This is a genomic window from Streptomyces sp. NPDC053367, assembly GCF_044545925.1.
In the GTDB taxonomy this organism is placed as follows: Bacteria; Actinomycetota; Actinomycetes; order Streptomycetales; family Streptomycetaceae; genus Streptomyces.
Genome location: NZ_JBITYN010000004.1, coordinates 42,425 through 62,513 on the forward strand (window position 1 = coordinate 42,425; position 20,089 = coordinate 62,513).

The following is a 20,089-nucleotide window of genomic DNA, read 5'->3' on the forward strand; positions in this document are numbered from 1 at the left end:
ACAGAGTCGGCCGTCGACGGAGGGGAAGGGGGACTGCCGTGGAACCGGCCTTCGCGGGCCCTGTGATCGAGTGGCGCGGTCCGTCGCCGTACCACTTCGTCGCCGTACCACTTCGTCGCCGTGCCGGACCCGGAGTCCGCCGACATACGTGAGGTCGCGGCCCTCGCCACCTATGGCCGGGGAGTGATCCCGGTCGAGGCCCGCATCGGCGGACTCGCCTTCGGCACCTCGCTGTTCCCCGAGGACGGCGGCCACCTGCTGCCGCTCAAGGCTGCCGTACGGCGCCCCCACGGGGTGTCGCCGGGTGACGAGGTCACGGTGGGCCTGAAGGTCCGCCTCGGCGCCTGAGGCCGCCGCGGCACGCCCCGCGAGGTCCCGCCCTCCTCAGGCCGCCTCCAGCACCTCCTCGCGCATCGCCTTGGCCCACTCGACGACCAACAGCTCGTACTCCGCCCGCTGTTGAGCGCTCAGCGAGCCTCCCGCGCGGCGCCACAACGCGCGGATCCGCTCGTTGACCTCCGCGGCAGAGCGCACGGAACCAGGGGCCTCGGAATCGGGGGACATGCGAGCAAGCCTAGGGGCAAGAACTGACAGAGCGCTACCGGCTGACTACACGAACGGTAGGGGATCGGCCACGTCCGCGCCCCGCCGCCGACCCCGCGCTCAGTGCGTCCGCACCGCGGCACCCGGCCCTCGCCGGGCTGCCGCCGCGTGGAACTCCCGCATCACCCCGATGTGTTCGCCCAGGTGACCGAGTGGATCGCCGTCGTACCCCTGGCCGAATCCGCACAGCGCGGCCGCCTCGGTGGGGCCGGTGGGCCACGAGTCGAGCAGTGTGTTCAGGTCGACTTCGCGAAGTCGGGGGCGGAGCCGCGTGAGGGGCCTGCGTCCTGCGTCCGCTCCCCGCGAACCGGAGCGGGCGGGCGACGGGCGGGCTCGCCGTGCGACAGCGGGGAAACGGCGGCCCTTCCCCGGTGTCAGCCGGCGGACTCGGCCGCGTGCGGGCTCAGCGCACCCGCCATGACCAGCGCGATCAGCACCACGCCGAGGATGACCCGGTACCAGACGAAGGGCATGAAGCTCTTGGTCGAGATGAACTTCATGAACCACGCGATCACCGCGTACCCGGTCGCGAAGGCGATGATCGTGGCGAAGACCGTCGGACCCCAGGAGACGTGCCCGCCCTCGAGGGCGTCCTTCAGCTCGAAGGTGCCCGAGGCGAGGACGGCGGGGATGGCGAGGAGGAAGGAGTAGCGGGCCGCGGCCTCGCGCTGGTAGCCCATGAAGAGGCCGCCGCTGATGGTGGCGCCGGAACGGGAGACGCCCGGGATGAGCGCGCACGCCTGGCACAGGCCGAAGATGAGGCCGTCGCGGACGCCGAGGTCCTGCAGACCCTTGCGGGGGCGTGCGGCGCGGTGCTTGCCGCCCGTCTCGTCGCGGGCCGCTCGCCGGTCGGCGATGCCGATGATCACGCCGACCACGATCAGCATGGTCGCGGTGATGCGGAGGTCACGGAACGGGCCCTCGATCTGGTCCTTCAGCGTCACGCCGAGCACACCGATCGGGATCGAGCCGACGATCACCAGCCAGCCCATCTGGGCGTCGTGGTCCTTGCGCGCCGCCTTGTCGAACAGCGAGCGCGACCACGCCGACAGGATGCGGCCGATGTCCTTGCGGAAGTAGATCAGCACCGCCGCCTCCGTGCCGATCTGCGTGATCGCCGTGAAGGCCGCGCCCGGGTCCTCCCAGCCCGAGAAGGCCGCGGTCAGCCGCAGGTGCGCGCTGGAGGACACGGGGAGGAACTCGGTCAGCCCCTGGACGAGTCCGAGGATGAGTGATTCGAACCAAGACATGAAGTTACGGAGTCCAAGAGTGCCGATCGTGCAACGGGCGACGGACACACCGGACCCCCGTGCGCGAAGGTCGGTGTGTTGAGGGGCAGCGTAGCGTCCTCGGGTGACGGCCCATGACCCAGGGGCGTCGACGAAGATCGTCCCGCTGGGTCCGGGCTGGGCGGGGGCGGGTGCCGTTGCTCGCCGGGAGGCACTTGCGCGGCCGGGGAGAAAGCGCTTACTGTCCGCTCGTCGTCCCTCGTCGTCCCTCGTCGTCCCTCGTCGTCCCTCGTCGTCCCTCGTCGTCCCCGCACCGCCCCCTCGCCGTCCTGCCTACTGCCGCGCCTCTCCTCGTGGAGCCCCGACATGGACCAGCCCCTTCCCCCGCTCGCCGGGCGCCCCGTCAGGGCCGCCGTCGTCGGCACCGGTGCCATCGCCCGCGTCTCGCATCTGCCCGCGCTCGCCCGGCTCGCCGAGGAAGGGGAGGCCGAGGTCGTCGCGGCCGTCGACATCGACGCGGACGCGGCCCGCGCCTTCTGCGCCGCGGGTGGGATCCCGCACGCCTACGACGACCTGGAGCGGATGCTGCGCGAGCAGCGGCCCGACCTCGTCATCATCTGCACCCCGCCGACCCTGCACCGTGAGCAGACCGTCGCCGCGCTGCGCGCCGGGGCGTGGGTGTGGTGCGAGAAGCCGCCGGTGCCGTCGCTGTCGGACTTCGACGCCGTGGAGGCCGAGGAGGGTGGGGACGGGGGGCCCTATGCCGCCATCGTCTTCCAGCACCGCTTCGGTTCCGGCGCCACGCATGTACGGCGGCTGCTCGCCGAGGGGGCCCTCGGGCGGCCGCTGGTCGCGCACTGCCAGACCACCTGGTACCGCGACACCGCCTACTACGCCGTCCCCTGGCGCGGCCGCTGGCACACCGAGGGCGGCGGCCCCGCCATGGGCCACGGCATCCACCAGATGGACCTCCTGCTGGACCTGCTCGGCCCGTGGAGCGAGGTGCGGGCGATGGCCGGCCGGCTGGTGCACGACGTGGAGACCGAGGACGTCTCCACGGCCCTGGTCCGCTTCGAGGGCGGCGCGCTGGCCACGGTCGTCAACAGCGTCCTCAGCCCCGACGAGGTCAGCCGTGTCCGCCTCGACTGCGAGCGCGCCACCGTCGAGCTGACCCACCTCTACGGCCACGCCAACGCCGACTGGCGCATCACGCCGGCCCCCGGTGTGCCCGAGGAGGAGGCCACGGCCTGGCGCGACTTCGGCGCCGACGTGCCCAGTTCGCACCTGGCGCAGCTGCGGGAGCTGGTGGCGAGCATGCGCGCGGGGCGACGGCCGCGCAGCAGCGGGGAGGACGGGCGCAAGAGCCTGGAGCTGGTCACGGCGCTGTACAAGTCGGCCTTCACGGACACCACGGTGCGCCGCGGCGGCATCGGCCCCGGCGACCCCTACTACACCGCCCTGCACGGCGGCGCCCCCGGCTGGGCGCCCGCCGTGGCCGCCGAGGTGGGCGGATGACCGCCAGCCCGCGGCTCGTCCACACGCACGGCGACCGCATCACCGTGACCGACCCCGGCAGCGGCGTCGAACTCCTCGCCTACGTCTACGGCCCCGAGAGACGCCCGACGGCCGCCTGGGAGGCCCCCAAGCCGTACGTCCATCCGCTGCGCACCCTGTCCGGATCCGTGGTCACCGGCTACCGGCCCCACGACCACCGCTGGCACAAAGGGCTGGCCCTGACCGCCTCGCATCTGTCCGGCGCGAACCTGTGGGGCGGCAACACATACGTCCACGGAAAGGGATATCTCGAACTACCAGAGCGCGTCGGCTCCATGCGTCACCTCGCCTTCGACGAGGTCGCCGCGTCCGACGGCCGCGCCGTCATCGCCGAACGGCTGACCTGGCATCCGTACGACGGGGCGCTGTGGGCCGAGGAACTGCGCCGGATCGAGGTCCATGACGTCGAACCTGCCGCCGGCGCCTGGGCGTTGACCTGGACGAGCGCTGTCACCAACCGGCGCGCGGAGCCGCTGCGGTTCGGCAGCCCCACCACGGCCGGGCGCGAGACGGCCGGCTACACCGGGCTGTTCTGGCGCGGCCCGCGCGCCTTCCGCGACGGCCGCGTCCTCACGCCCGAGGGGGAGGGGCCCGGCCTGATGGGCGGTCAGGCGCCCTGGCTGGCGTACACGGGCGAGCACGACGGCGTCGACGGCCACGCCACCCTCGTCTTCGCGCACGCCCCCGAGAACGATCACGCGGGCTCGGCGGGAGGTCACCCCGCCCACTGGTTCGTGCGCAACGATCCCTTCGCCGCGGTCGCCCCCTCCTGGGCCTTCTTCGACGAACTGGAACTCGCCCCCGGAGCCACGCTCACCCGCCGGTACCGGGTCGTGGTGGCCGACGGAGCGTGGGAGCGGGAGGAGATCGCCGAGTACCTGGCGGCGCACGCGTGGTGAGGCCGCCGCACGTGTGACGAGGCCGCCGGGGCCGGGGTGCTCGATGCCGGGGCGGCGACCGTCGCCCGTCGCCCGCCGCCTGTCGCCTGTCGCTTGTCGCCCGTCGCCCGTCACCGCGACGGTGTCCCCGCCCGCGGCTAGCCTGGTGGCATGGCCGCGACCGTGCGCGCGTGGGGGGTGGATGTCGCCTACGCGCGCGTGGGGGAGGGGCCGCCGCTCGTGCTGGTGCACGGGGCGGGGCTGGACGGGCGCATGTGGGGGCCGCAGCTGGAGGGGCTGGCCGGGGAGTTCACCGTGGTCGCGTGGGACGAGCCCGGTGCCGGGCGGTCGTCCGACCTGCCGCATGGTTTCGCGCTCGCGGACTTCGCCCACTGTCTCGCCGCGGTCGTCGAGGACCTCGCGCTGGGCCCGGCCCATGTCGCCGGGCTGTCCTGGGGTGGGACCGTCGTACTGGAGCTGTACCGGCATCACCCCGAGCTGGTGCGGTCGCTGATCCTCGTCGACACGTACGCCGGCTGGAAGGGATCGTTGCCGCCCGAGGAGGTCGCGGCGCGGGTCGAGGGCGCGCGGCGGATGCTTGCGGTGCCGCGCGAGGAGTTCGACCCGACGCTGCCGGGGCTGTTCGCGGGGGAGCCGCCCGCCCGGTTCGTGCCGTTGCTGGACGCCATGGCCCGGCAGGTGCGGCCCGAGACCATGGGGGCGCAGTTGTTCATGATGGCCGAGGCCGACGAGAGGGACGTGCTGCCCGGGATCGCCGTGCCGACGCTGCTGGTCTGGGGCGAGCTGGACGTGCGGTCACCGCCGAGTGTCGCGCGCGCCTTCCTGGAGGCGATCCCGGATGCTCGGCTCGTGGTGCTGCCGGGGGTGGGGCACATGAGCAATCTCGAGGCGCCCGAGGACTTCGATCGGGCGGTGCGCGCCTTCCTGCGCGGGCTCAGGCGGCTGTAGGGCCCGAGACGCTCCAGCCGGGGCGCTGCGGGTGGGCCGTCAGGTCCTCGTGGCGGACCTCCTCGCCGCAGGCCCGGCAGGTGACGACCGGGACCAGCTCGTGGCCGCAGCGGTGCTCGACGACCATCGGGCGGTCGTCCTCGTTGAGGTGCCGGTCGCCCCACTCCTTGAGGATCATCAGCAGGGGCTCCAGCTCCAGGCCCGCCGGGGTCGGGCGGTACTCGAAGCGCTGCGGGCGCTCGCTGTAGACGCGCTTGGTGAGGATGCCCGCGTCCACCAGCCTGCGCAGTCGGGTGGTCAGCACGTCGCGCGGGGCGCCGATGTTGCGGACGAGCTGGTCGAAGCGCCCGTTGCCCAGGCAGACCTCGCGGAGCACGAGCAGGGAGTACTTCTCGCCGACCAGCGCCAGGGTGTCGGCGATCGAGCAGGGGCGGGGGTTCTTGGGGGCGGCCATGGGCCAAGTCTAGGGGAGGGTTTGATTAGCAAACCCACATGGTTTGATTTCCGGACTCTCGACCCCCCTGGAGGGTTTGATTTTCCAACCCACCCCGCTATGGTGAGTTTGGATTTCCTACTCACTGGTAGCGCGCCGGAGGCCCGCACATGCGTGACGCAGTCATCGTCGAAGCCGTACGCACCCCCATCGGCAAGGGCAAGCCGGGCGGCGCCCTCGCCCATGTCCACCCCGTCGAACTCCTCGCGCATACCCTGCGCGCCCTCGTCGAGCGCTCCGGCGTCGACCCCGCACTGATCGACGACGTGATCGGCGGCACCGTCGACCAGGTCGGCGAGCAGGCCATGAACACCACCCGCTACGCCGTCCTGTCGGCCGGTTTCCCCGAGACCGTCCCCGCGACCACGGTGGACCGCCAGTGCGGCTCCTCCCAGCAGGCCGTGCACTTCGCCGCCCAGGGCGTCATCTCGGGCGCCTACGACCTGGCCGTCGCCTGCGGCGTGGAGTCGATGAGCCGGGTGCCGATGTGGTCCAACGTGCCGCCCGGCGCCGACCCGTTCGGGCCCGGCGTCGCCGAGCGCTACCCCGAGGGCCTTGTCCCGCAGGGCATCAGCGCCGAGCTGATCGCCGCGAAGTGGTCGCTCACCCGGGAGCGTATGGACGCCTTCGCGGTCTCCTCGCACCACAAGGCGGCCGCCGCCTGGGAGAAGGGCCTCTTCGACACCGAGGTCGCGCCGCTGGACGGTGTCTCGCGCGACGAGTCCGTCCGCCCCGGCAGCACCCCCGAGGTCCTCGCCGGGCTCAGGCCCGCCTACCACGACCCCTCCTTCGCCGAGCGCTTCCCGCAGATCGAGTGGAACGTCACCGCCGGCAACGCCAGCCCCGTCAACGACGGCGCCTCCGCCGTGCTGATCACTTCGAGCGAGACCGCGGCCCGCCTCGGTCTGCGCCCCCTCGCCCGGCTGCACAGCTTCGCCGTCACCGGCTCCGACCCGCTGCTGATGCTCACCGGTGTCGTCCCCGCCACCGAGAAGGTGCTGCGCCGGGCCGGGCTGTCCCTCGACGACATCGACCTGTTCGAGGTCAACGAGGCATTCTCCAGCGTCGTCCTGGCCTGGCAGCAGGAGACCGGCGCCGACCTGGCCAAGGTCAACGTGCACGGCGGCGCGATCGCCCTCGGCCACCCCCTCGGCGCCAGCGGCACCCGCCTGACCACCACCCTCGTGCACGCCCTGCGCGAGCGCGGAGCCCGCTACGGGCTCCAGACCATGTGTGAGGCCGGCGGGCTCGCCAACGCGATGATCCTGGAAGCAGTCTGAGCAGTCTGAGCAGTCTGAGCAGTCTGAGCAGTCTGAGCAGTCTGAGCACTCTGAGCAGTCTGAGCACTCTGAGCAGTCTGAGCAGTCTGAGCCGTCTGAGCCGTCTGAGCCCTCCGAGCTCTCTGAGGCGTCAGGCGCCGGCTCCGCCGCTCCCGCGCAGCTGGTGCCGCTTGCGCCAGGCCACCACCGCGCCGGCCAGCGCCGGTACGGCGATACAGGCCATCGCGATCAGGAAGGCGGGCGAGGTCGGCGTGGACGCGCGGGCGCCCGCGACGACGTAGGCGGCGGTGTTCGGGACACACCCGAGCGCCGTCGCCAGCAGGAACGGCAGCCAGCCCATCCGGGAGATCGCGGCGCAGTAGTTCGCCGCCGCGAACGGCACACCCGGGAACAGCCGCACCGCCAGCATCGAGCGGAACCCGTGCCGGCTGAGCTGCCCGTCCGCGGCCGTCAGCAGCCGGCCCCGCAGCAGCGGACGCAGCGCGTCCTGCCCGAGCACCCGCCCCAGACCGAAGGAGATCCCGGCCCCCAGCACCGTGCCCGCGACGGCCGCGCCCAGCCCCAGCTGGGTGCCGAACAAGGCGCCCGCGGCCAGGTTCAGCAGCGGGCGCGGCACGAACGCCACCGTGCACAGCCCGTACGCGAGCGCGAACACCAGCGCCGCGGCCGCACCCCCCAGCTGCGGGGGCCAGCCGTCCGCCAGCAGCCGCTGCGGCTCGAACAGCAGCACGGCGGCCGCCGCTCCGGCGAGCAGCGCCAGGAGCAGCGCGAAACGGGCCCAGGGCGACAGCAGGGCTCTGCTGCAGCGCCCCGCGAGACCGAGGCGGACGGGGACGGTGACGACGGCGAGCTCAGCGGCCCCGTGCGAGACCGTGGCGGTGCCCCCGGAGCGGGTGGCGGCATCGAGCGGCATCCGGTGACATTAACCGACAGGTGTGTGTGATCGCCGTATGGTTCGTCTCATGAGCGCCCCAGGTACCGGTCCGACCGCGGTGCCGCGCACGCCCCTCGCCGACACCCTGCTGGAGCGCCTGACCGACGTCTACGCCGCCGCGGCCGACCCCGAACGGGCCGTGGGCATGCGCGCCTACATGAAGGACGTGGCCCCCTTCCTGGGCCTGACCACCCCCGAGCGTCGCGCCCTGTCCCGTACCGTCGTCGCGGGCACGTCCCGCCCCGACGAGGCCGACCTGACCGCGCTCGCGCTGGGCTGCTGGCGGCTGCCGGAGCGGGAGTACCGCTACTTCGCCGTCGACTACCTGCGCCGCCACGTCGGCAGCTGCTCCTCCCGCTTCCTCCCGGTGGTCCGGCATCTCGTCGCCACCGACTCCTGGTGGGACACCGTCGACCTGCTCGCCGCCCACGTCGTCGGACCGCTCGTCGCGGCCGACCGCGCGCTCACCGCCGACATGGACGCCTGGATCGCCGACGACGACCTGTGGATCGCCCGCGCTGCCCTGCTGCACCAGCTCCGCTACAAGGAACGCACCGACGTCCGGCGGCTGTTCGCCTACTGTCTGCGCCAGTCCGGCCACTGCGACTTCTTCATCCGCAAGGCGATCGGCTGGGCCCTGCGCGAGTACGCCAAAACCGACCCCGACGCCGTACGGGACTTCCTCACGCGGGAGCGCGGCCGGTTCGCGCCGCTGACCGTGCGCGAGGCGCTGAAGAACATCGGCGGCTGAACGGCCGTACGGCGAAAACCGTTCGACGCGCGGCCCTGCCCCGGCGATGATCTACGGCATGTTCCGGCACGCCTTCCTTCTCGCAGCATCCGCGACCGCGGATGCCCCGAAGGCTGCCGTCCTGATCCTCCTGGCCGCTGTCGACGGCGCCCGAAGCTGACCCTCCCCGGACTGTCCGGCGGACCCCCGAGGGGGAGGGTCGGCCGGTTCCCGGGGTCCGACCTTCCTTCGCACAGCTTCGAGGTACAGCCATGCCCAAGACGGCGTACGTCCGTACGAAACCGCATCTGAACATCGGCACGATGGGTCACGTCGACCACGGCAAGACCACCCTGACCGCCGCCATCACCAAGGTCCTCGCCGACCGCGGCGCCGGCACGTTCGTGCCGTTCGACCGCATCGACCGCGCCCCGGAGGAGGCGGCGCGCGGCATCACCATCAACATCGCGCACGTCGAGTACGAGACCGACACCCGCCACTACGCGCACGTCGACATGCCCGGTCACGCCGACTACGTCAAGAACATGGTCACCGGCGCCGCGCAGCTCGACGGGGCGATCCTCGTCGTCTCCGCGCTCGACGGGATCATGCCGCAGACGGCCGAACACGTGCTGCTCGCCCGGCAGGTGGGCGTGGACCACATCGTGGTCGCGCTCAACAAGGCCGACGCCGGGGACGAGGAGCTCACCGACCTGGTCGAGCTGGAGGTCCGCGACCTGCTCACCGCGCACGGCTACGGCGGTGACTCCGTGCCCGTCGTCCGGGTCTCCGGCCTGAGGGCGCTGGAGGGGGACCCGCGCTGGACGGCGTCGATCGAGGCGCTGCTCGACGCGGTGGACACCTATGTGCCGATGCCCGAGCGGTACCTCGACGCGCCGTTCCTGCTGCCCGTCGAGAACGTCCTCACCATCACCGGGCGCGGGACGGTCGTCACGGGTGCGGTAGAGCGGGGTGTCGTACGGGTCGGTGACCGTGTCGAGGTGCTCGGGGCGGACGTCGAGACCGTCGTCACCGGGCTGGAGACCTTCGGCAAGCCCATGGAGGAGGCGCAGGCCGGGGACAACGTGGCGCTGCTGCTTCGGGGGGTTCCCCGGGGCGCGGTCCGGCGGGGGCATGTCGTGGCCGCGCCGGGGAGCGTGGTGCCGAGCCGTCGGTTCCGGGCTCAGGTGTACGTGCTGTCCGCGCGTGAGGGCGGCCGTACGACTGCTGTCTCCAGCGGTTACCGGCCTCAGTTCTACGTCCGTACGGCGGATGTCGTCGGCGAGGTCGACCTGGGGGAGGCCGGTGTCGCCCGGCCGGGGGAGACCGTCGAGATGGTCGTCTCGCTGGGGCGGGACGTGCCGTTGGAGGCCGGGCTCGGGTTCGCCGTGCGTGAGGGCGGGCGGACCGTGGGGGCCGGGACGGTGACCGCCGTTCTCTGAGGGGGACCGCGGTCGTGGGGCGGCGGGGCCGTCGTGGCTGGTCGCGGTGGTGGGGCCGCGGGGCCGTCGTGGCTGGTCGGGGTCGTGGGGCGGCGGGGCCGTCGTGGCGGGTCGCGCTCACGCGGCCGAGCCGCCTGCCGGCACGGCCCCGCGCCCTGGGCGCGTCCAGCCCCGGGCACAATGGGGCAGTGGACGAACCCATCCCCGTCAGCCGCGTCACCTCGTTCGGTGTCGTCAAGCTCATGCCCGACGTCGACCGGCCGCGGGCCTGGCTGCTGACCGTGGACGGGGCTCCGCAGTCGTACGTCGACCTGGACGAGCCCGCTTACCTGGAGTTCGAGTACGCGCGGCGGCTGGGGCATGTGCTGGACACCGTCGCCGAGCCGGGGCGGGCGTTGGACGTGCTGCACCTCGGCGGGGGCGCGTTCACGCTGCCCCGGTACGTCGCCGTCACCCGGCCCGGGTCGCGGCAGGACGTGGTGGAGGCCGACCAGGGGCTGCTGGACCTGGTGCGGGAGCACCTGCCGGTGCCCGAGGGGATCCGCGCGCGGGTGGCGGACGCGCGGGCCTGGCTGGAGGGCGCGCCGGACGACTCGGCGGATGTGATCGTCGGGGACGTCTTCGGGGGCTCCCGGACACCGGCGCACCTCACCTCGCTCGGATACGCGCGGGAGGTGGAGCGGGTCCTGCGGGGCGACGGCGTCTATCTCGCCAATCTGGCCGACTCGGCGCCGTTCGACTTCCTGCGCTCCCAACTGGCCACGTTGCGGGCACTGTTCGAGGAGCTGGTGCTGATCGCCGAGCCGGGGGTGCTGCGGGGGCGGCGGTTCGGCAACGCCGTGCTCGTGGCCGCGCACCGGCCGGTCGACACCGCGGGGCTGGCCCGGCGCACCGCGGCCGACGCCTTCCCCGCGCGGGTCGAACACGGCGAGGCGCTCAGGGAGTTCGTCGGCGGCGCCCGCCCGGTGCGGGACGCGGACGCGGTGCCCTCACCCCTGCCCCCCGACGGGGCGTTCGGCATCGGGTGAGCCGTTCGGCACGGCCGGCCGTGCCGTGACCTCACGGGTACGGCGGCGCAGCCCGCGCACATCGGGCACCAGCAGGACGAGCGCGGTGACCAGCACGATCGACACGGCGCAGCCCCACAGCGCCGTGGTGCGGCCGAAGGCGGACTCCGCCGGTCCGGCCAGCGCGGTCGCCAGCGGCATCAGGGCGACCGAGCCGAACCAGTCGTAGGCCGAGACGCGGGAGAGCTTGTCCTCGGGTATCTCCTGGTGCAGCGCGGTCATCCAGGAGACGCCGAACACCTCCAGCGTCACGCCGGTCAGGAACATCACCGCGCACAGCACCCCGACCGGCGTGGGGATGGCGAGCGCAGCGGAGGGCAGGGCCAGCGGGAAGACGCACAGGGTGCCCACGAACAGCAGCCGGCGCGGCTTCCAGCGGGTCATCAGCAGGGCCCCGGCGACCGTGCCCGCGCCGAAGAAGCCCAGCGCCAGGCCCCAGGGGCCCGCCCCGCCCAGGTGGTCCCGGGCGACGAGGGGGCCGTAGACGGCGTCGGCGGCGCCGACGACCGCGTTGGCGATGGAGAACTGCACGACGATGCCCCACAGCCAGGGCCGCCCGATGAACTCCTGCCAGCCCTCGCGCAGGTCGGCCAGCAGGCCGCCGCCCGCCTCGCGCGGCGGGATGTGGCTGACGTCGAGGAAGGCGCGCATCGCCCCGGCGAGGGCGAACGCGGCGGCGTCGGCCGCCAGCACCCAGCCGGGCCCGATCGCGGCGACCATGGCGCCGCCCAGCGCCGCGCCGCCGACGGCCGCGCCCTGCATCGCCATCCGGAACACCGCGAAGGCGCGGCTCGCCTGCTCGCCCGAGACCGACGACAGGAGCATGCCCTCGGCCGCCGGGCTGAAGAACGCGTGACCGGTGCCGCCGAGGGCGGTCAGCAGCATCATCTGCCACAGCCGCGGCTCCCCGGTCAGCACCAGGACGGCGAACAGGCCCTGGGAGACGAAGTTCAGGGCGTTGGCCGCGACCATCACCCGGTGGCGCGGCAGCCGGTCCGCGACCGCGCCGCCGATCAGCAGGAACAGCACCAGGGGCAGGGTGCGGGCGGCGGCCACCAGGCCCACGTCACCGCTGTCGCCGCCGCTCTCCAGCACGGCGAACGCGGCGGCGATCAGAGCGCCGTGGGTGCCGAGGTTGGTGACGAAGGCGGCCGCGGTCAGCAGGCTGTAGTTGCGCCCGGCCCATTCGGGTCTGCGCGGGCGGCGGGCGGGGCGGGGCGAGTCGGCGGCGGTGTTCACCGGCCGACTATCCCCGGCCCGGCACGCGTTTGCCAAACGGATTGCCGCGCAGGTGAGCGGCCGGGCCCCCGGAGCCCGGCCCGCGCGTCGCGGCTCCGGGAGCTCGGCCCGCGCGGCGCGGCTCCGGGAGCTCGGCGCGCCGGGAGCTCGGCGCTCCGGGAGCTCGGCGCTCCCGGCGCGGCTCCCGCGGGTCAGCTCCCCGTCGGGTCGCCGTGCAGCCGGACGGTGCTGAGGATCTTCAGGATGGTCTCCCTGGGCACCTCGCCCTTCACACCCTTGGCGCCGTAGAAGTTCCAGGCGACGAAGGCGCCGTCGGAGTTCTTGAAGCCGAAGGTCACCGCCTTGCCGTCGCTGGCGCACTTGCCCTTCTGCGGGGTGTTCGTCGACTGGGCCCAGGCGACGCTGCCCGTGATGCCGGACGTGGTGGTGTAGGGCTTGGCCTTCTTGTCGAAGGTGATGCTCTTCTTGTCGGGCTGCGTGTAGCCGCCGTAGACCCACCAGGGCACCTGGTTGACCGCGACCTCGTCGGTGCTCTTCGCGCCGTCCGCGCCCTTGGTGCCGACCGCGGCCAGGTGGGCGTCCTCGGTGCGGCCGTCCTTGTTCTCGTCCGACGAGCACCACTTCGACTTGTAGTAGGCGGGCGCCGACATCATGATCAGCGGCTTGCCGTCCTCGGACTTGTCGTCCTCGAAGCCGATCGACAGCGTGGGGGACTGCACCTCCCAGTCCGCCGGCACGTCGAAGGCGATGCCCCACTTGGGGTTCACGACGACCTTCCAGCCGTCGATGGTGGGCTTGATGGTCTCGCCGCCGCGCGGGTTGTCGTCCGAGCCGCTCTCCGAGGGGCTGGGGCCGGCGGACTCGGTCGGCGACTGGCTGACCTTGTCCTTCTTGCCGTCACCGCCCGCCGTGTCCTCCTTGTCGCCGCCCAGCACCAGGAAACCGGTCACCGCGGCGGTCAGCACCACGGCCGACGCCGCGACGATCGCCACCAGCTTGGTACGGTCCCCGCCTCCGCCGCCCCCGCCGCCGGGCTGCGTCTGCGGCATGCCCCCGGGCGGCGTCACCGGCTGGGGCGCGCCCGGCTGCTGGGGAGCCCCCCACTGCGGCTGCTGCCCGTACGGGTTCGGCTGCTGCTGGTAGCCGGGCTGCTGATACGGATTCGGCTGCTGCTGGTACCCCGGCTGCTGGTAGGGGTTGTTCGACTGCGGGTTCTGCTCGCCCCCGGGCGGCTGCTGTCCTGGCCACATGTGCCGTAACCCTAGTGCCGCCACGGACACGATTCGGTCACCGGCCCTTGTCAGGGACGTACCAACCTCCCCGAGTCCGTTGCCCGACGACTCTGGCCACGAGTCGCTACCCGTGGGTAACATCCTCGCCATGAGCGCAGATCAGATGTCCATCGGCGAGCTGCTCGCCGCCACGGTGCCGATGGTTCGCACCCTGAACCTCGAGTACCTGGAGACCACTCCGGAGAAGGCCGTCCTGGCCCTGCCGGACCAGAGCGAGTACCGCAACCACGTCGGTGGGCCGCACGCGGGCGCGATGTTCACCCTGGGCGAGTCGGCGAGCGGCGCGATCGTGCTCGCGGCCTTCGGCGACCAGCTCTCGCGGGCCGTGCCGCTTCCGGTGCACGCCGAGATCGCGTTCAAGAAGATCGCGCTCGGCCCCGTGAAGGCCACCGCCACGCTCGGCCGTCCCATCGCCGAGGTCGTCGCGGAGCTCGACGAGGGCAAGCGCCCCGAGTTCCCGGTCGCCGTGTCCATCCAGCGCGAGGACGGGGCCGTCACCACCGAGATGACCGTCGTGTGGACCCTGCGCCCCAACGGCTGAGCGCCGTCCGGGACGCGGGTGGCCGTCACACGGCCGAACAGCTCCCCGGACTCCGCGGCCGTCACGCGCCGGAACAGCCCTCGGGGTCCGGGGCCGGCACGGGCCGGTGGCTCGTCGGGCTTCGCGAGCGTCGGACCCGGCAGGGTTCGTCCAGCCGTGCGCGGGTGAGGGTCGCCCGGTTCCCCGCGTGCCTCGGAGGCCGGGGCAACCTCTCGGGCTCCGTGGCCGTCACACTCACCGGGTAGGCTTCCCCGGCGCGCGCCCGTCGCAGGGTGTGTGCCGGGAACGCAGGGCTTTGCGCGGACTTGTCGGCGCGGATCTGGGAGGAAGCGGCGTTGCACGTCCAGGAATGGCTCGAAACGGTGCCCCCGCTCGCCATCTATCTGCTGGTCGGCGTGGTCATCGGGCTGGAGAGCCTGGGCATTCCGCTGCCCGGCGAGATCATCCTGGTCTCCTCGGCGCTGCTCGCCTCCCAGCACGGCGACATCGACCCGGTGATCCTCGGCACCTGCGCCAGTGCCGGTGCGATCATCGGCGACTCCATCGGCTACGCGATCGGCCGCAAGGGGGGACGGCCCCTGCTGGCCTGGCTCGGCGCGAAGTTCCCCAGGCACTTCAGCGAGGGGCATATCGCCACCGCCGAGCGCTCCTTCCAGAAGTGGGGCATGTGGGCCGTCTTCTTCGGCCGCTTCGTCGCCCTGCTGCGCATCTTCGCCGGCCCGCTCGCGGGCGTGCTGCGCATGCCGTACTGGAAGTTCCTCATCGCCAACGTCCTCGGCGGCATCGTCTGGGCGGGCGGTACGACGGCCGTCATCTACTACGTGGGCATCGTCGCCGAGTCCTGGCTGAAGCGCTTCTCCTGGCTGGGCCTGGTGCTCGCGGTGCTGATCGGCCTGACGTCGATGCTGGTCCTGAAGCGCAAGGCGAAGAAGGCGGCGGCCGAACCGGTCGGCGTGCCCGAGTAGGACACCTTCAGGGGCGCGGGGCCGCGTTCGATCCGCGGCCACCGCTGCGCCGGGCGCGACGGGCCGCCACGACAGGCAGCCCGCGGACGGCGGTCACCCCTCGTGCACGTCCCGGTGGGCCTGTGCGAGCTCGGCATACATGACGCCGTTCAGCGTGAGGCCCTGCCGCTCCTCCTCGCTGAGGGCCCGCCTCACCTTGGCGGGCACCCCGGCGACCAGAGAACCCGGCGGCACCACCGTCCCCTGCGGCACCAACGCCTGTGCGGCGACGAGGGACCCGGCTCCGATCACGGCCCCGTTGAGCACGGTCGCGCCCATCCCGATCAGACAGTCGTCCTCCACGGTCGCCCCGTGCACCACGGCGTTGTGCCCGATGGACACCCGCTCCCCGACGGAGACGGGAAAGCCGGGGTCGGCGTGCAGGGTGCAGTTGTCCTGCACGTTGCTGGCGGCCCCGACGGAGATCCGCTCCACGTCACCCCGCAGAACGGCTCCGTACCAGACGCTCGCCCCCGCGGCCAGGGACACGTCCCCGATCACCGAAGCCGTGGGCGCCACGAACGCGCCCTCGTCCACCTTCGGCTCCCGCCCGCCGATGCCCTTGATCATCATCGCCTCCTGGTCATGTGATACCGGGCACGGTACGTCACCCGCTGGGGCGAAGATCACAGGCCCTCGACCTCACCGTCGGGCCGAACCCTCAGTACGGTGAGCCCGTGCCGAAAAGCAAGAACACGTTCTCATCCTGGCGGCGCCGCCTCGCCCAGCGTGCCGTGCACGGCGCCTGGGCCTGGGCCCAGCGGGCGGGCTCGGTGACGGCGGAGCACCCGGGGCGCTTCCGTTTCGGCGCGCTCGGCGAGGCCACCCGGCTCGCCTTCCCGCTCGGCACGGTCTTCGGCGAGCCCTGGATCCGGCTGGGCTCCCACTGCATCGTCGGCGAGCAGGTCACCCTCACCGCCGGCCTGATGCCCGACCTCGACCTCGGCCCTGACCCGATCCTGCGCATCGGCGACGGCGTGGTCCTCGGCCGCGGCAGCCATGTCATCGCCGACACCACGGTCACGATCGGCAGCGACTGCTACTTCGGCCCCTACGTCTACGTCACGTCCACGAACCACTCCTACGACGACCCGCACGAGCCCATCGGCAAGCAGTGGCCGCGCATGGAACCGGTCGAGATCGGCCCCGGCTGCTGGATCGGCACGGGCGCCGTCATCCTGCCCGGCGCGCGCATCGGCCGGAACGTCGTGGTCGCCGCGGGCGCGGTCGTACGCGGCACCGTGCCGGACCACGCGGTGGTCGCCGGGGCGCCCGCCAAGGTCGTACGGCGCTGGACGCCCGACGAGGGCTGGCAGCCGCCGCTGCGCACACCGGCACCGGTGCCGATACCGCACGGCGTCACCCCGGAGCAGCTGCGCGCACTGTCGGACCTGGACGAGGAGGCGGTGGCGCGCCTCGCCGAGCTGGACGAGGAGCCGGTGACGGGCCTCGCCGAAGTGGAGCGGGGGGCCTGAGCGCCGGGCGCGCCTCAGCCCGCCGCCAGCAACAGCGTCCCCATCAGCGCGAGCCCCGCGCCCGCGGCCTGCACTCCGCGCAGCCGTTCCCCGAGCAGACCGCGCGCGGCCAGGGCCGTCACCACCGGGTACAGCGAGGCCAGTACGGCGGCCACGGTCACCGGCCCGTGCTGCGCGGCGAGCGAGTACGTGCCGTTCGCGGCGACATCTGCCAGGCCCACGAAGGCGAGCAGCGGCAGGCTGCCCCAGACGAAGCCGCCCTCCGGCAGGGCGGGGGAGCCGCGCCGCACGCGGACGTACAGGGCGGTGCCGCCCACGACGACATTGGTCAGGCGCTGCACGAACAGGGCCAGGAACAGGCCGGTGAGCGTGGTGGACGCCTCGGCGATCAGGGCGACGCACGCGCCGAAGCCGAGCGCCCCGACGAGCGTGAGCAGCAGCGTCCGGCGCTGCACCGAGCCGCCTGCGCGCCGGGGCCCGCCCGCGAGGACCACGCCCGTCACGGCCACCGCGATGCCCGCGGCCTGCAGGAAGCCGGGACGCTCGCCCAGCATCAGTCCGACGGAGACCGGGACGGCCACGCTGACCGCGGTGAGCGGGGAGACCACGCCCATGGGGCCGCGGGCGAGGGCCTCGTAGAAGCAGAGGATGGCGACCGGGCCGACCAGGCCCGCGGCCACCGCGAACCACAGGCGCGGACCGGCCTCGGTCCAGGCCCCGGTGGCCAGCACGACCGCGCCGAGGACGCCCGCCGCGATGGTCTGCGACACCACGACGACCGTCAGTGCGGGGGTGCGCCGCGTCAGCAGTCCGCCGCCGAAGTCGGCGAGGCCCCAGAGCAGGCTGGTGGCCAGGGCGAAGAGTGCTGTCACGGGACGCCTCGCAGTACAGTTCGGTGAACGATCGGGTACACCTCACCGTAGTGCAGTCAATTGAACCCTGTCATTCAGAATATTGGACGGAATGTGGCGGACCTCGACCTGCTGACCCAGTCCCTGGCGCGCAACGTCAAGCGCTGGCGCACCGAACGCGGCTTCACCCTGGACGCGCTCGCCGGCCGCGCCGGAGTCAGCCGGGGCATGCTCATCCAGATCGAGCAGGCCCGCACCAACCCGAGCCTCGGCACCGTCGTGAAGATCGGTGACGCGCTCGGCGTCAGCATCACCACCCTGCTCGACTACGAACAGGGCCCCAAGGTCCGGGTCGTCCCCCCGGAACAGACCGTGCGGCTCTGGCACACCGACGCCGGCAGCTACAGCCGGCTGCTCGCCGGCACCGAGTCGCCCGGCCCCCTGGAACTGTGGGACTGGCGGCTCATGCCCGGCGAGTCCAGCTCCTCCGACCCGCACCCCGTCGGCACGGTCGAACTCATCCATGTCACCGCCGGCGAGCTGACCCTCACCGTGGACGGCGTCGAGTACCGCGTCCCGGCCGGCTCCAGCGCCTCCTTCGAGGCCGCCGCGCCGCACACCTACGGCAACACCGGCACCGAACCGGCGGAACTGGTCCTCGCGGTCTCCGTGCCGCCCGTGCACTGAGACGGCCGAGTCACGGGCGCGGCACGGCTGTTAGCGTGCCGGCATGCGTGCACCCATCGGAGACTTCGACAACGCCGTCCCCGCCCCCGACCGCCTCGACGAGCTCACCCGCCCGGTCGCCGACGCCGTACGCACCTGGCGCGGCAGCGTGCCCGCCGACCAGATCCTCTACGTCGACACCGACCCGCAGTGGGCCGACACCGCCGTCTTCGTGGAGCACTACGGCCGCGATCTGCTGGAGCGGTCCGCGAACTGCGTGGTCGTCGCCGCCAAGCGCGGCGGCGAGACCACACTCGCCGCCTGCGTCGTCCTGTCCACCACGCGGGCCGACGTCAACGGTGCCGTACGCCGTCGTCTCGGCGCCCGCAAGGTCTCCTTCGCGCCGATGGACACCGCGACCGGCGAGACCGGCATGGAGTACGGCGGCATCACGCCCGTCGGGCTCCCCGGGAGCTGGCCGGTGCTCGTCGACGCCGCCGTCGTCGACCTGCCGTACGTCCTCGTCGGCAGCGGCCGCCGCCGCGGCAAGCTGCTGGTGCCGGGCAAGGCCTTCGCCGAACTGCCCGGCGCCGTCGTGCTGGAGGGACTCGGACTCGGCTGAGCCGGTCAGGCCGTGGCGTGGTGGGCCAGCGGCAGATGCGGGTCCGCCTCGCCCGGAACCGGGGCCGGGTCGGCGTGCACCAGCGCCGCGGTCAGCCGGGGCACGGCGTGCAGCAGGGCGTGTTCGGCCTCCACGGCCACGACGTGCGCCGCGCGCACGGTCGCCTCGCCGTCCACGACGACCGCCACCTCCGCGCGCAGCCGGTGCCCGATCCAGCGCAGCCGCAGCTCACCGACCCCGCGCACGCCCGGCACCTCCCGCAGCGCCCGCTCGGCCCGGTCCACCAGCGCCGGGTCCACGGCGTCCATCACCCGCCGGAACACCTCCCGGGCGGCGTCCCGCAGCACCAGCGCGATCGCCGCGGTGATCGCCAGGCCGACCAGCGGGTCCGCGAGCCGCCAGCCGAGCGCGGAGCCGCCCGCGCCCAGCAGCACCGCGAGGGACGTGAAGCCGTCGGTGCGGGCGTGCAGGCCGTCGGCGACCAGCGCCGCCGAGCCGATCTCACGGCCGACCCGGATGCGGTAGCGGGCCACCCACTCGTTGCCCGCGAACCCGACGAGGGCGGCGACCGCCACGGCCGGGACGTGCGCCACCGGCCGCGGGTCCAGCAGCCGCCCGGCCGCCGTCCAGCCCGCGAAGGCCGCCGACGCCGCGATCGTCAGCACGATCGCGATCCCCGCCAGGTCCTCGGCCCGCCCGTAGCCGTAGGTGAAGCGGCGGCTGGCCGCCCGCCGGCCCAGCACGAACGCGATCCCGAGCGGTACGGCCGTCAGCGCGTCCGCCGCGTTGTGCACGGTGTCCCCGAGCAGCGCGACCGACCCCGACACCGCGACCACCACCGCCTGCGCCAGAGCCGTCGCCCCCAGCACCGCCAGCGACACCCACAGCGCCCGCATGCCCCGCGCCGACGACTCCAGCGCGGAGTCGACCTTGTCGGCGGTGTCGTGGGAGTGGGGGGTGAGGAGGTGCCCCAGGCGGTGTCCCAGCCGGTGGCGGAGGCCCGGACGGTGAGGGGTGCGGTGGCCGGGGCCGGAGTGCTCGTGACCGTGCGGCGGGTGCGGGTGGCCGTCATGGCCGTGGTCGTGGCTGTGGTGGTGGTCGTGGAGGTCGTGCCGTGACGCCTGTCCCTGCGTCCCGGGCTCGCCGAGCCCCTCGTCCGGCCGCTCGCTCACGTCGTTCCCCTTCCCGTGCGCCTTGATGGACGTACGCGGTCCCTCGGG

Annotated in this window: 22 protein-coding genes; 13 read left to right on the forward strand and 9 right to left on the reverse strand. The window is 73.3% G+C overall.

The window, feature by feature from the left end; translation table 11 throughout:
- Positions 1-120 precede the first annotated feature (120 nt).
- Positions 121-348: a DUF1905 domain-containing protein gene (locus tag ACIGXJ_RS12875; protein WP_399643815.1), complete on the forward strand. Its 228-nt coding sequence runs from the start codon at positions 121-123 to the stop codon at positions 346-348.
- A gap of 36 nt (positions 349-384) precedes the next feature.
- Here ACIGXJ_RS12875 and ACIGXJ_RS12880 read toward each other — a convergent pair whose 3' ends face one another.
- Complete coding sequence (locus ACIGXJ_RS12880; RefSeq protein ID WP_399643817.1) at positions 385-564, reverse strand: hypothetical protein; 180 nt, start codon at positions 562-564, stop codon at positions 385-387.
- Between the two features lie 413 nt (positions 565-977).
- Entirely contained in the window at positions 978-1,853 is an 876-nt protein-coding gene (locus ACIGXJ_RS12885) for an undecaprenyl-diphosphate phosphatase (RefSeq protein ID WP_399643819.1), read from the reverse strand.
- Between the two features lie 345 nt (positions 1,854-2,198).
- Here ACIGXJ_RS12885 and ACIGXJ_RS12890 point away from each other — a divergent pair, with 345 nt between their 5' ends.
- From ACIGXJ_RS12890 to ACIGXJ_RS12900, 3 genes are all read left to right on the forward strand, one after another.
- On the forward strand, positions 2,199-3,347 hold the full coding sequence (locus ACIGXJ_RS12890; RefSeq protein WP_399643821.1) for a Gfo/Idh/MocA family protein: 1,149 nt from the start codon (positions 2,199-2,201) through the stop codon (positions 3,345-3,347).
- Complete coding sequence (locus tag ACIGXJ_RS12895) at positions 3,344-4,285, forward strand: PmoA family protein (RefSeq protein ID WP_399643824.1); 942 nt, start codon at positions 3,344-3,346, stop codon at positions 4,283-4,285. Before ACIGXJ_RS12890 ends, ACIGXJ_RS12895 begins: the two co-directional genes overlap by 4 nt.
- 150 nt (positions 4,286-4,435) lie before the next feature.
- A complete protein-coding gene (locus tag ACIGXJ_RS12900) occupies positions 4,436-5,233 on the forward strand; it encodes an alpha/beta fold hydrolase (protein WP_399643826.1) in 798 nt (265 codons plus the stop codon).
- Here ACIGXJ_RS12900 and ACIGXJ_RS12905 read toward each other — a convergent pair.
- Entirely contained in the window at positions 5,220-5,687 is a 468-nt protein-coding gene (locus ACIGXJ_RS12905) for a winged helix-turn-helix transcriptional regulator (RefSeq protein ID WP_399643827.1), read from the reverse strand. The two genes, ACIGXJ_RS12900 and ACIGXJ_RS12905, sit on opposite strands and share 14 nt — an antisense overlap.
- A 149-nt stretch (positions 5,688-5,836) precedes the next feature.
- On the opposite strand from ACIGXJ_RS12905, the gene ACIGXJ_RS12910 reads away from it, so the two are divergent.
- On the forward strand, positions 5,837-7,006 hold the full coding sequence (locus ACIGXJ_RS12910; RefSeq protein WP_399643829.1) for a thiolase family protein: 1,170 nt from the start codon (positions 5,837-5,839) through the stop codon (positions 7,004-7,006).
- 130 nt (positions 7,007-7,136) lie between these two features.
- On the opposite strand, the gene ACIGXJ_RS12915 is transcribed toward ACIGXJ_RS12910, so the two are convergent.
- A complete protein-coding gene (locus ACIGXJ_RS12915) occupies positions 7,137-7,919 on the reverse strand; it encodes a TVP38/TMEM64 family protein (RefSeq protein WP_399643832.1) in 783 nt (260 codons plus the stop codon).
- Between the two features lie 49 nt (positions 7,920-7,968).
- Here ACIGXJ_RS12915 and ACIGXJ_RS12920 point away from each other — a divergent pair, with 49 nt between their 5' ends.
- The 3 genes from ACIGXJ_RS12920 (at position 7,969) to ACIGXJ_RS12930 (ending at position 11,140) form a co-directional block, all read left to right on the forward strand.
- Positions 7,969-8,691, forward strand: a complete 723-nt coding sequence (locus ACIGXJ_RS12920; RefSeq protein WP_399643834.1) for a DNA alkylation repair protein — start codon at positions 7,969-7,971, stop codon at positions 8,689-8,691.
- Positions 8,692-8,942: 251 nt separating this feature from the next.
- On the forward strand, positions 8,943-10,112 hold the full coding sequence (gene tuf, locus ACIGXJ_RS12925; protein ID WP_399643836.1) for an elongation factor Tu: 1,170 nt from the start codon (positions 8,943-8,945) through the stop codon (positions 10,110-10,112).
- A 188-nt stretch (positions 10,113-10,300) separates the two neighbouring features.
- Positions 10,301-11,140 carry a spermidine synthase gene (locus ACIGXJ_RS12930; RefSeq protein WP_399643839.1) on the forward strand — a complete coding sequence of 280 codons (840 nt, stop codon included), beginning with the start codon at positions 10,301-10,303 and terminating at the stop codon, positions 11,138-11,140.
- On the opposite strand, the gene ACIGXJ_RS12935 is transcribed toward ACIGXJ_RS12930, so the two are convergent.
- Positions 11,102-12,418 carry an MFS transporter gene (locus ACIGXJ_RS12935; RefSeq protein ID WP_399643841.1) on the reverse strand — a complete coding sequence of 439 codons (1,317 nt, stop codon included), beginning with the start codon at positions 12,416-12,418 and terminating at the stop codon, positions 11,102-11,104. The genes ACIGXJ_RS12930 and ACIGXJ_RS12935 overlap by 39 nt on opposite strands.
- 191 nt (positions 12,419-12,609) lie before the next feature.
- Positions 12,610-13,668: a hypothetical protein gene (locus tag ACIGXJ_RS12940; protein ID WP_399643844.1), complete on the reverse strand. Its 1,059-nt coding sequence runs from the start codon at positions 13,666-13,668 to the stop codon at positions 12,610-12,612.
- Between the two features lie 145 nt (positions 13,669-13,813).
- Between ACIGXJ_RS12940 and ACIGXJ_RS12945 the strand changes: the two genes are divergently transcribed.
- Positions 13,814-14,251, forward strand: coding sequence for a DUF4442 domain-containing protein (locus ACIGXJ_RS12945; protein WP_399644833.1), 438 nt, complete (start codon positions 13,814-13,816; stop codon positions 14,249-14,251).
- 335 nt (positions 14,252-14,586) lie between these two features.
- Entirely contained in the window at positions 14,587-15,216 is a 630-nt protein-coding gene (locus tag ACIGXJ_RS12950) for a DedA family protein (protein WP_399643847.1), read from the forward strand.
- Positions 15,217-15,309: 93 nt separating this feature from the next.
- Here the strand turns inward: ACIGXJ_RS12950 and ACIGXJ_RS12955 are convergent, their stop codons facing one another.
- Positions 15,310-15,828, reverse strand: a complete 519-nt coding sequence (locus tag ACIGXJ_RS12955; RefSeq protein WP_399643850.1) for a gamma carbonic anhydrase family protein — start codon at positions 15,826-15,828, stop codon at positions 15,310-15,312.
- 104 nt (positions 15,829-15,932) lie between these two features.
- Between ACIGXJ_RS12955 and ACIGXJ_RS12960 the strand changes: the two genes are divergently transcribed.
- Positions 15,933-16,730, forward strand: coding sequence for an acyltransferase (locus ACIGXJ_RS12960; protein WP_399643852.1), 798 nt, complete (start codon positions 15,933-15,935; stop codon positions 16,728-16,730).
- Positions 16,731-16,744: 14 nt separating this feature from the next.
- On the opposite strand, the gene ACIGXJ_RS12965 is transcribed toward ACIGXJ_RS12960, so the two are convergent.
- Positions 16,745-17,602 carry a DMT family transporter gene (locus ACIGXJ_RS12965; RefSeq protein WP_399643855.1) on the reverse strand — a complete coding sequence of 286 codons (858 nt, stop codon included), beginning with the start codon at positions 17,600-17,602 and terminating at the stop codon, positions 16,745-16,747.
- Between the two features lie 93 nt (positions 17,603-17,695).
- Between ACIGXJ_RS12965 and ACIGXJ_RS12970 the strand changes: the two genes are divergently transcribed.
- Positions 17,696-18,268: a helix-turn-helix domain-containing protein gene (locus tag ACIGXJ_RS12970; protein WP_399643857.1), complete on the forward strand. Its 573-nt coding sequence runs from the start codon at positions 17,696-17,698 to the stop codon at positions 18,266-18,268.
- Between the two features lie 43 nt (positions 18,269-18,311).
- Positions 18,312-18,869, forward strand: coding sequence for a YbaK/EbsC family protein (locus tag ACIGXJ_RS12975; RefSeq protein WP_399643860.1), 558 nt, complete (start codon positions 18,312-18,314; stop codon positions 18,867-18,869).
- Positions 18,870-18,874: 5 nt separating this feature from the next.
- Here the strand turns inward: ACIGXJ_RS12975 and ACIGXJ_RS12980 are convergent, their stop codons facing one another.
- Positions 18,875-20,041 (reverse strand): cation diffusion facilitator family transporter, encoded by a 1,167-nt coding sequence (locus ACIGXJ_RS12980; RefSeq protein WP_399643862.1) that lies wholly within the window; start codon positions 20,039-20,041, stop codon positions 18,875-18,877.
- Positions 20,042-20,089: the final 48 nt, after the last annotated feature.

Coding starts and splice junctions, on each gene's coding strand:
- ACIGXJ_RS12880 (WP_399643817.1), bottom strand. CDS start 564: ATGTCCCCCGATTCCGAGGCCCCTGGTTCCGTGCGCTCTGCCGCGGAG.
- ACIGXJ_RS12885 (WP_399643819.1), bottom strand. CDS start 1,853: ATGTCTTGGTTCGAATCACTCATCCTCGGACTCGTCCAGGGGCTGACC.
- ACIGXJ_RS12890 (WP_399643821.1), top strand. CDS start 2,199: ATGGACCAGCCCCTTCCCCCGCTCGCCGGGCGCCCCGTCAGGGCCGCC.
- ACIGXJ_RS12895 (WP_399643824.1), top strand. CDS start 3,344: ATGACCGCCAGCCCGCGGCTCGTCCACACGCACGGCGACCGCATCACC.
- ACIGXJ_RS12900 (WP_399643826.1), top strand. CDS start 4,436: ATGGCCGCGACCGTGCGCGCGTGGGGGGTGGATGTCGCCTACGCGCGC.
- ACIGXJ_RS12905 (WP_399643827.1), bottom strand. CDS start 5,687: ATGGCCGCCCCCAAGAACCCCCGCCCCTGCTCGATCGCCGACACCCTG.
- ACIGXJ_RS12910 (WP_399643829.1), top strand. CDS start 5,837: ATGCGTGACGCAGTCATCGTCGAAGCCGTACGCACCCCCATCGGCAAG.
- ACIGXJ_RS12915 (WP_399643832.1), bottom strand. CDS start 7,919: ATGCCGCTCGATGCCGCCACCCGCTCCGGGGGCACCGCCACGGTCTCG.
- ACIGXJ_RS12920 (WP_399643834.1), top strand. CDS start 7,969: ATGAGCGCCCCAGGTACCGGTCCGACCGCGGTGCCGCGCACGCCCCTC.
- tuf (WP_399643836.1), top strand. CDS start 8,943: ATGCCCAAGACGGCGTACGTCCGTACGAAACCGCATCTGAACATCGGC.
- ACIGXJ_RS12940 (WP_399643844.1), bottom strand. CDS start 13,668: ATGTGGCCAGGACAGCAGCCGCCCGGGGGCGAGCAGAACCCGCAGTCG.
- ACIGXJ_RS12945 (WP_399644833.1), top strand. CDS start 13,814: ATGTCCATCGGCGAGCTGCTCGCCGCCACGGTGCCGATGGTTCGCACC.
- ACIGXJ_RS12955 (WP_399643850.1), bottom strand. CDS start 15,828: ATGATGATCAAGGGCATCGGCGGGCGGGAGCCGAAGGTGGACGAGGGC.
- ACIGXJ_RS12975 (WP_399643860.1), top strand. CDS start 18,312: ATGCGTGCACCCATCGGAGACTTCGACAACGCCGTCCCCGCCCCCGAC.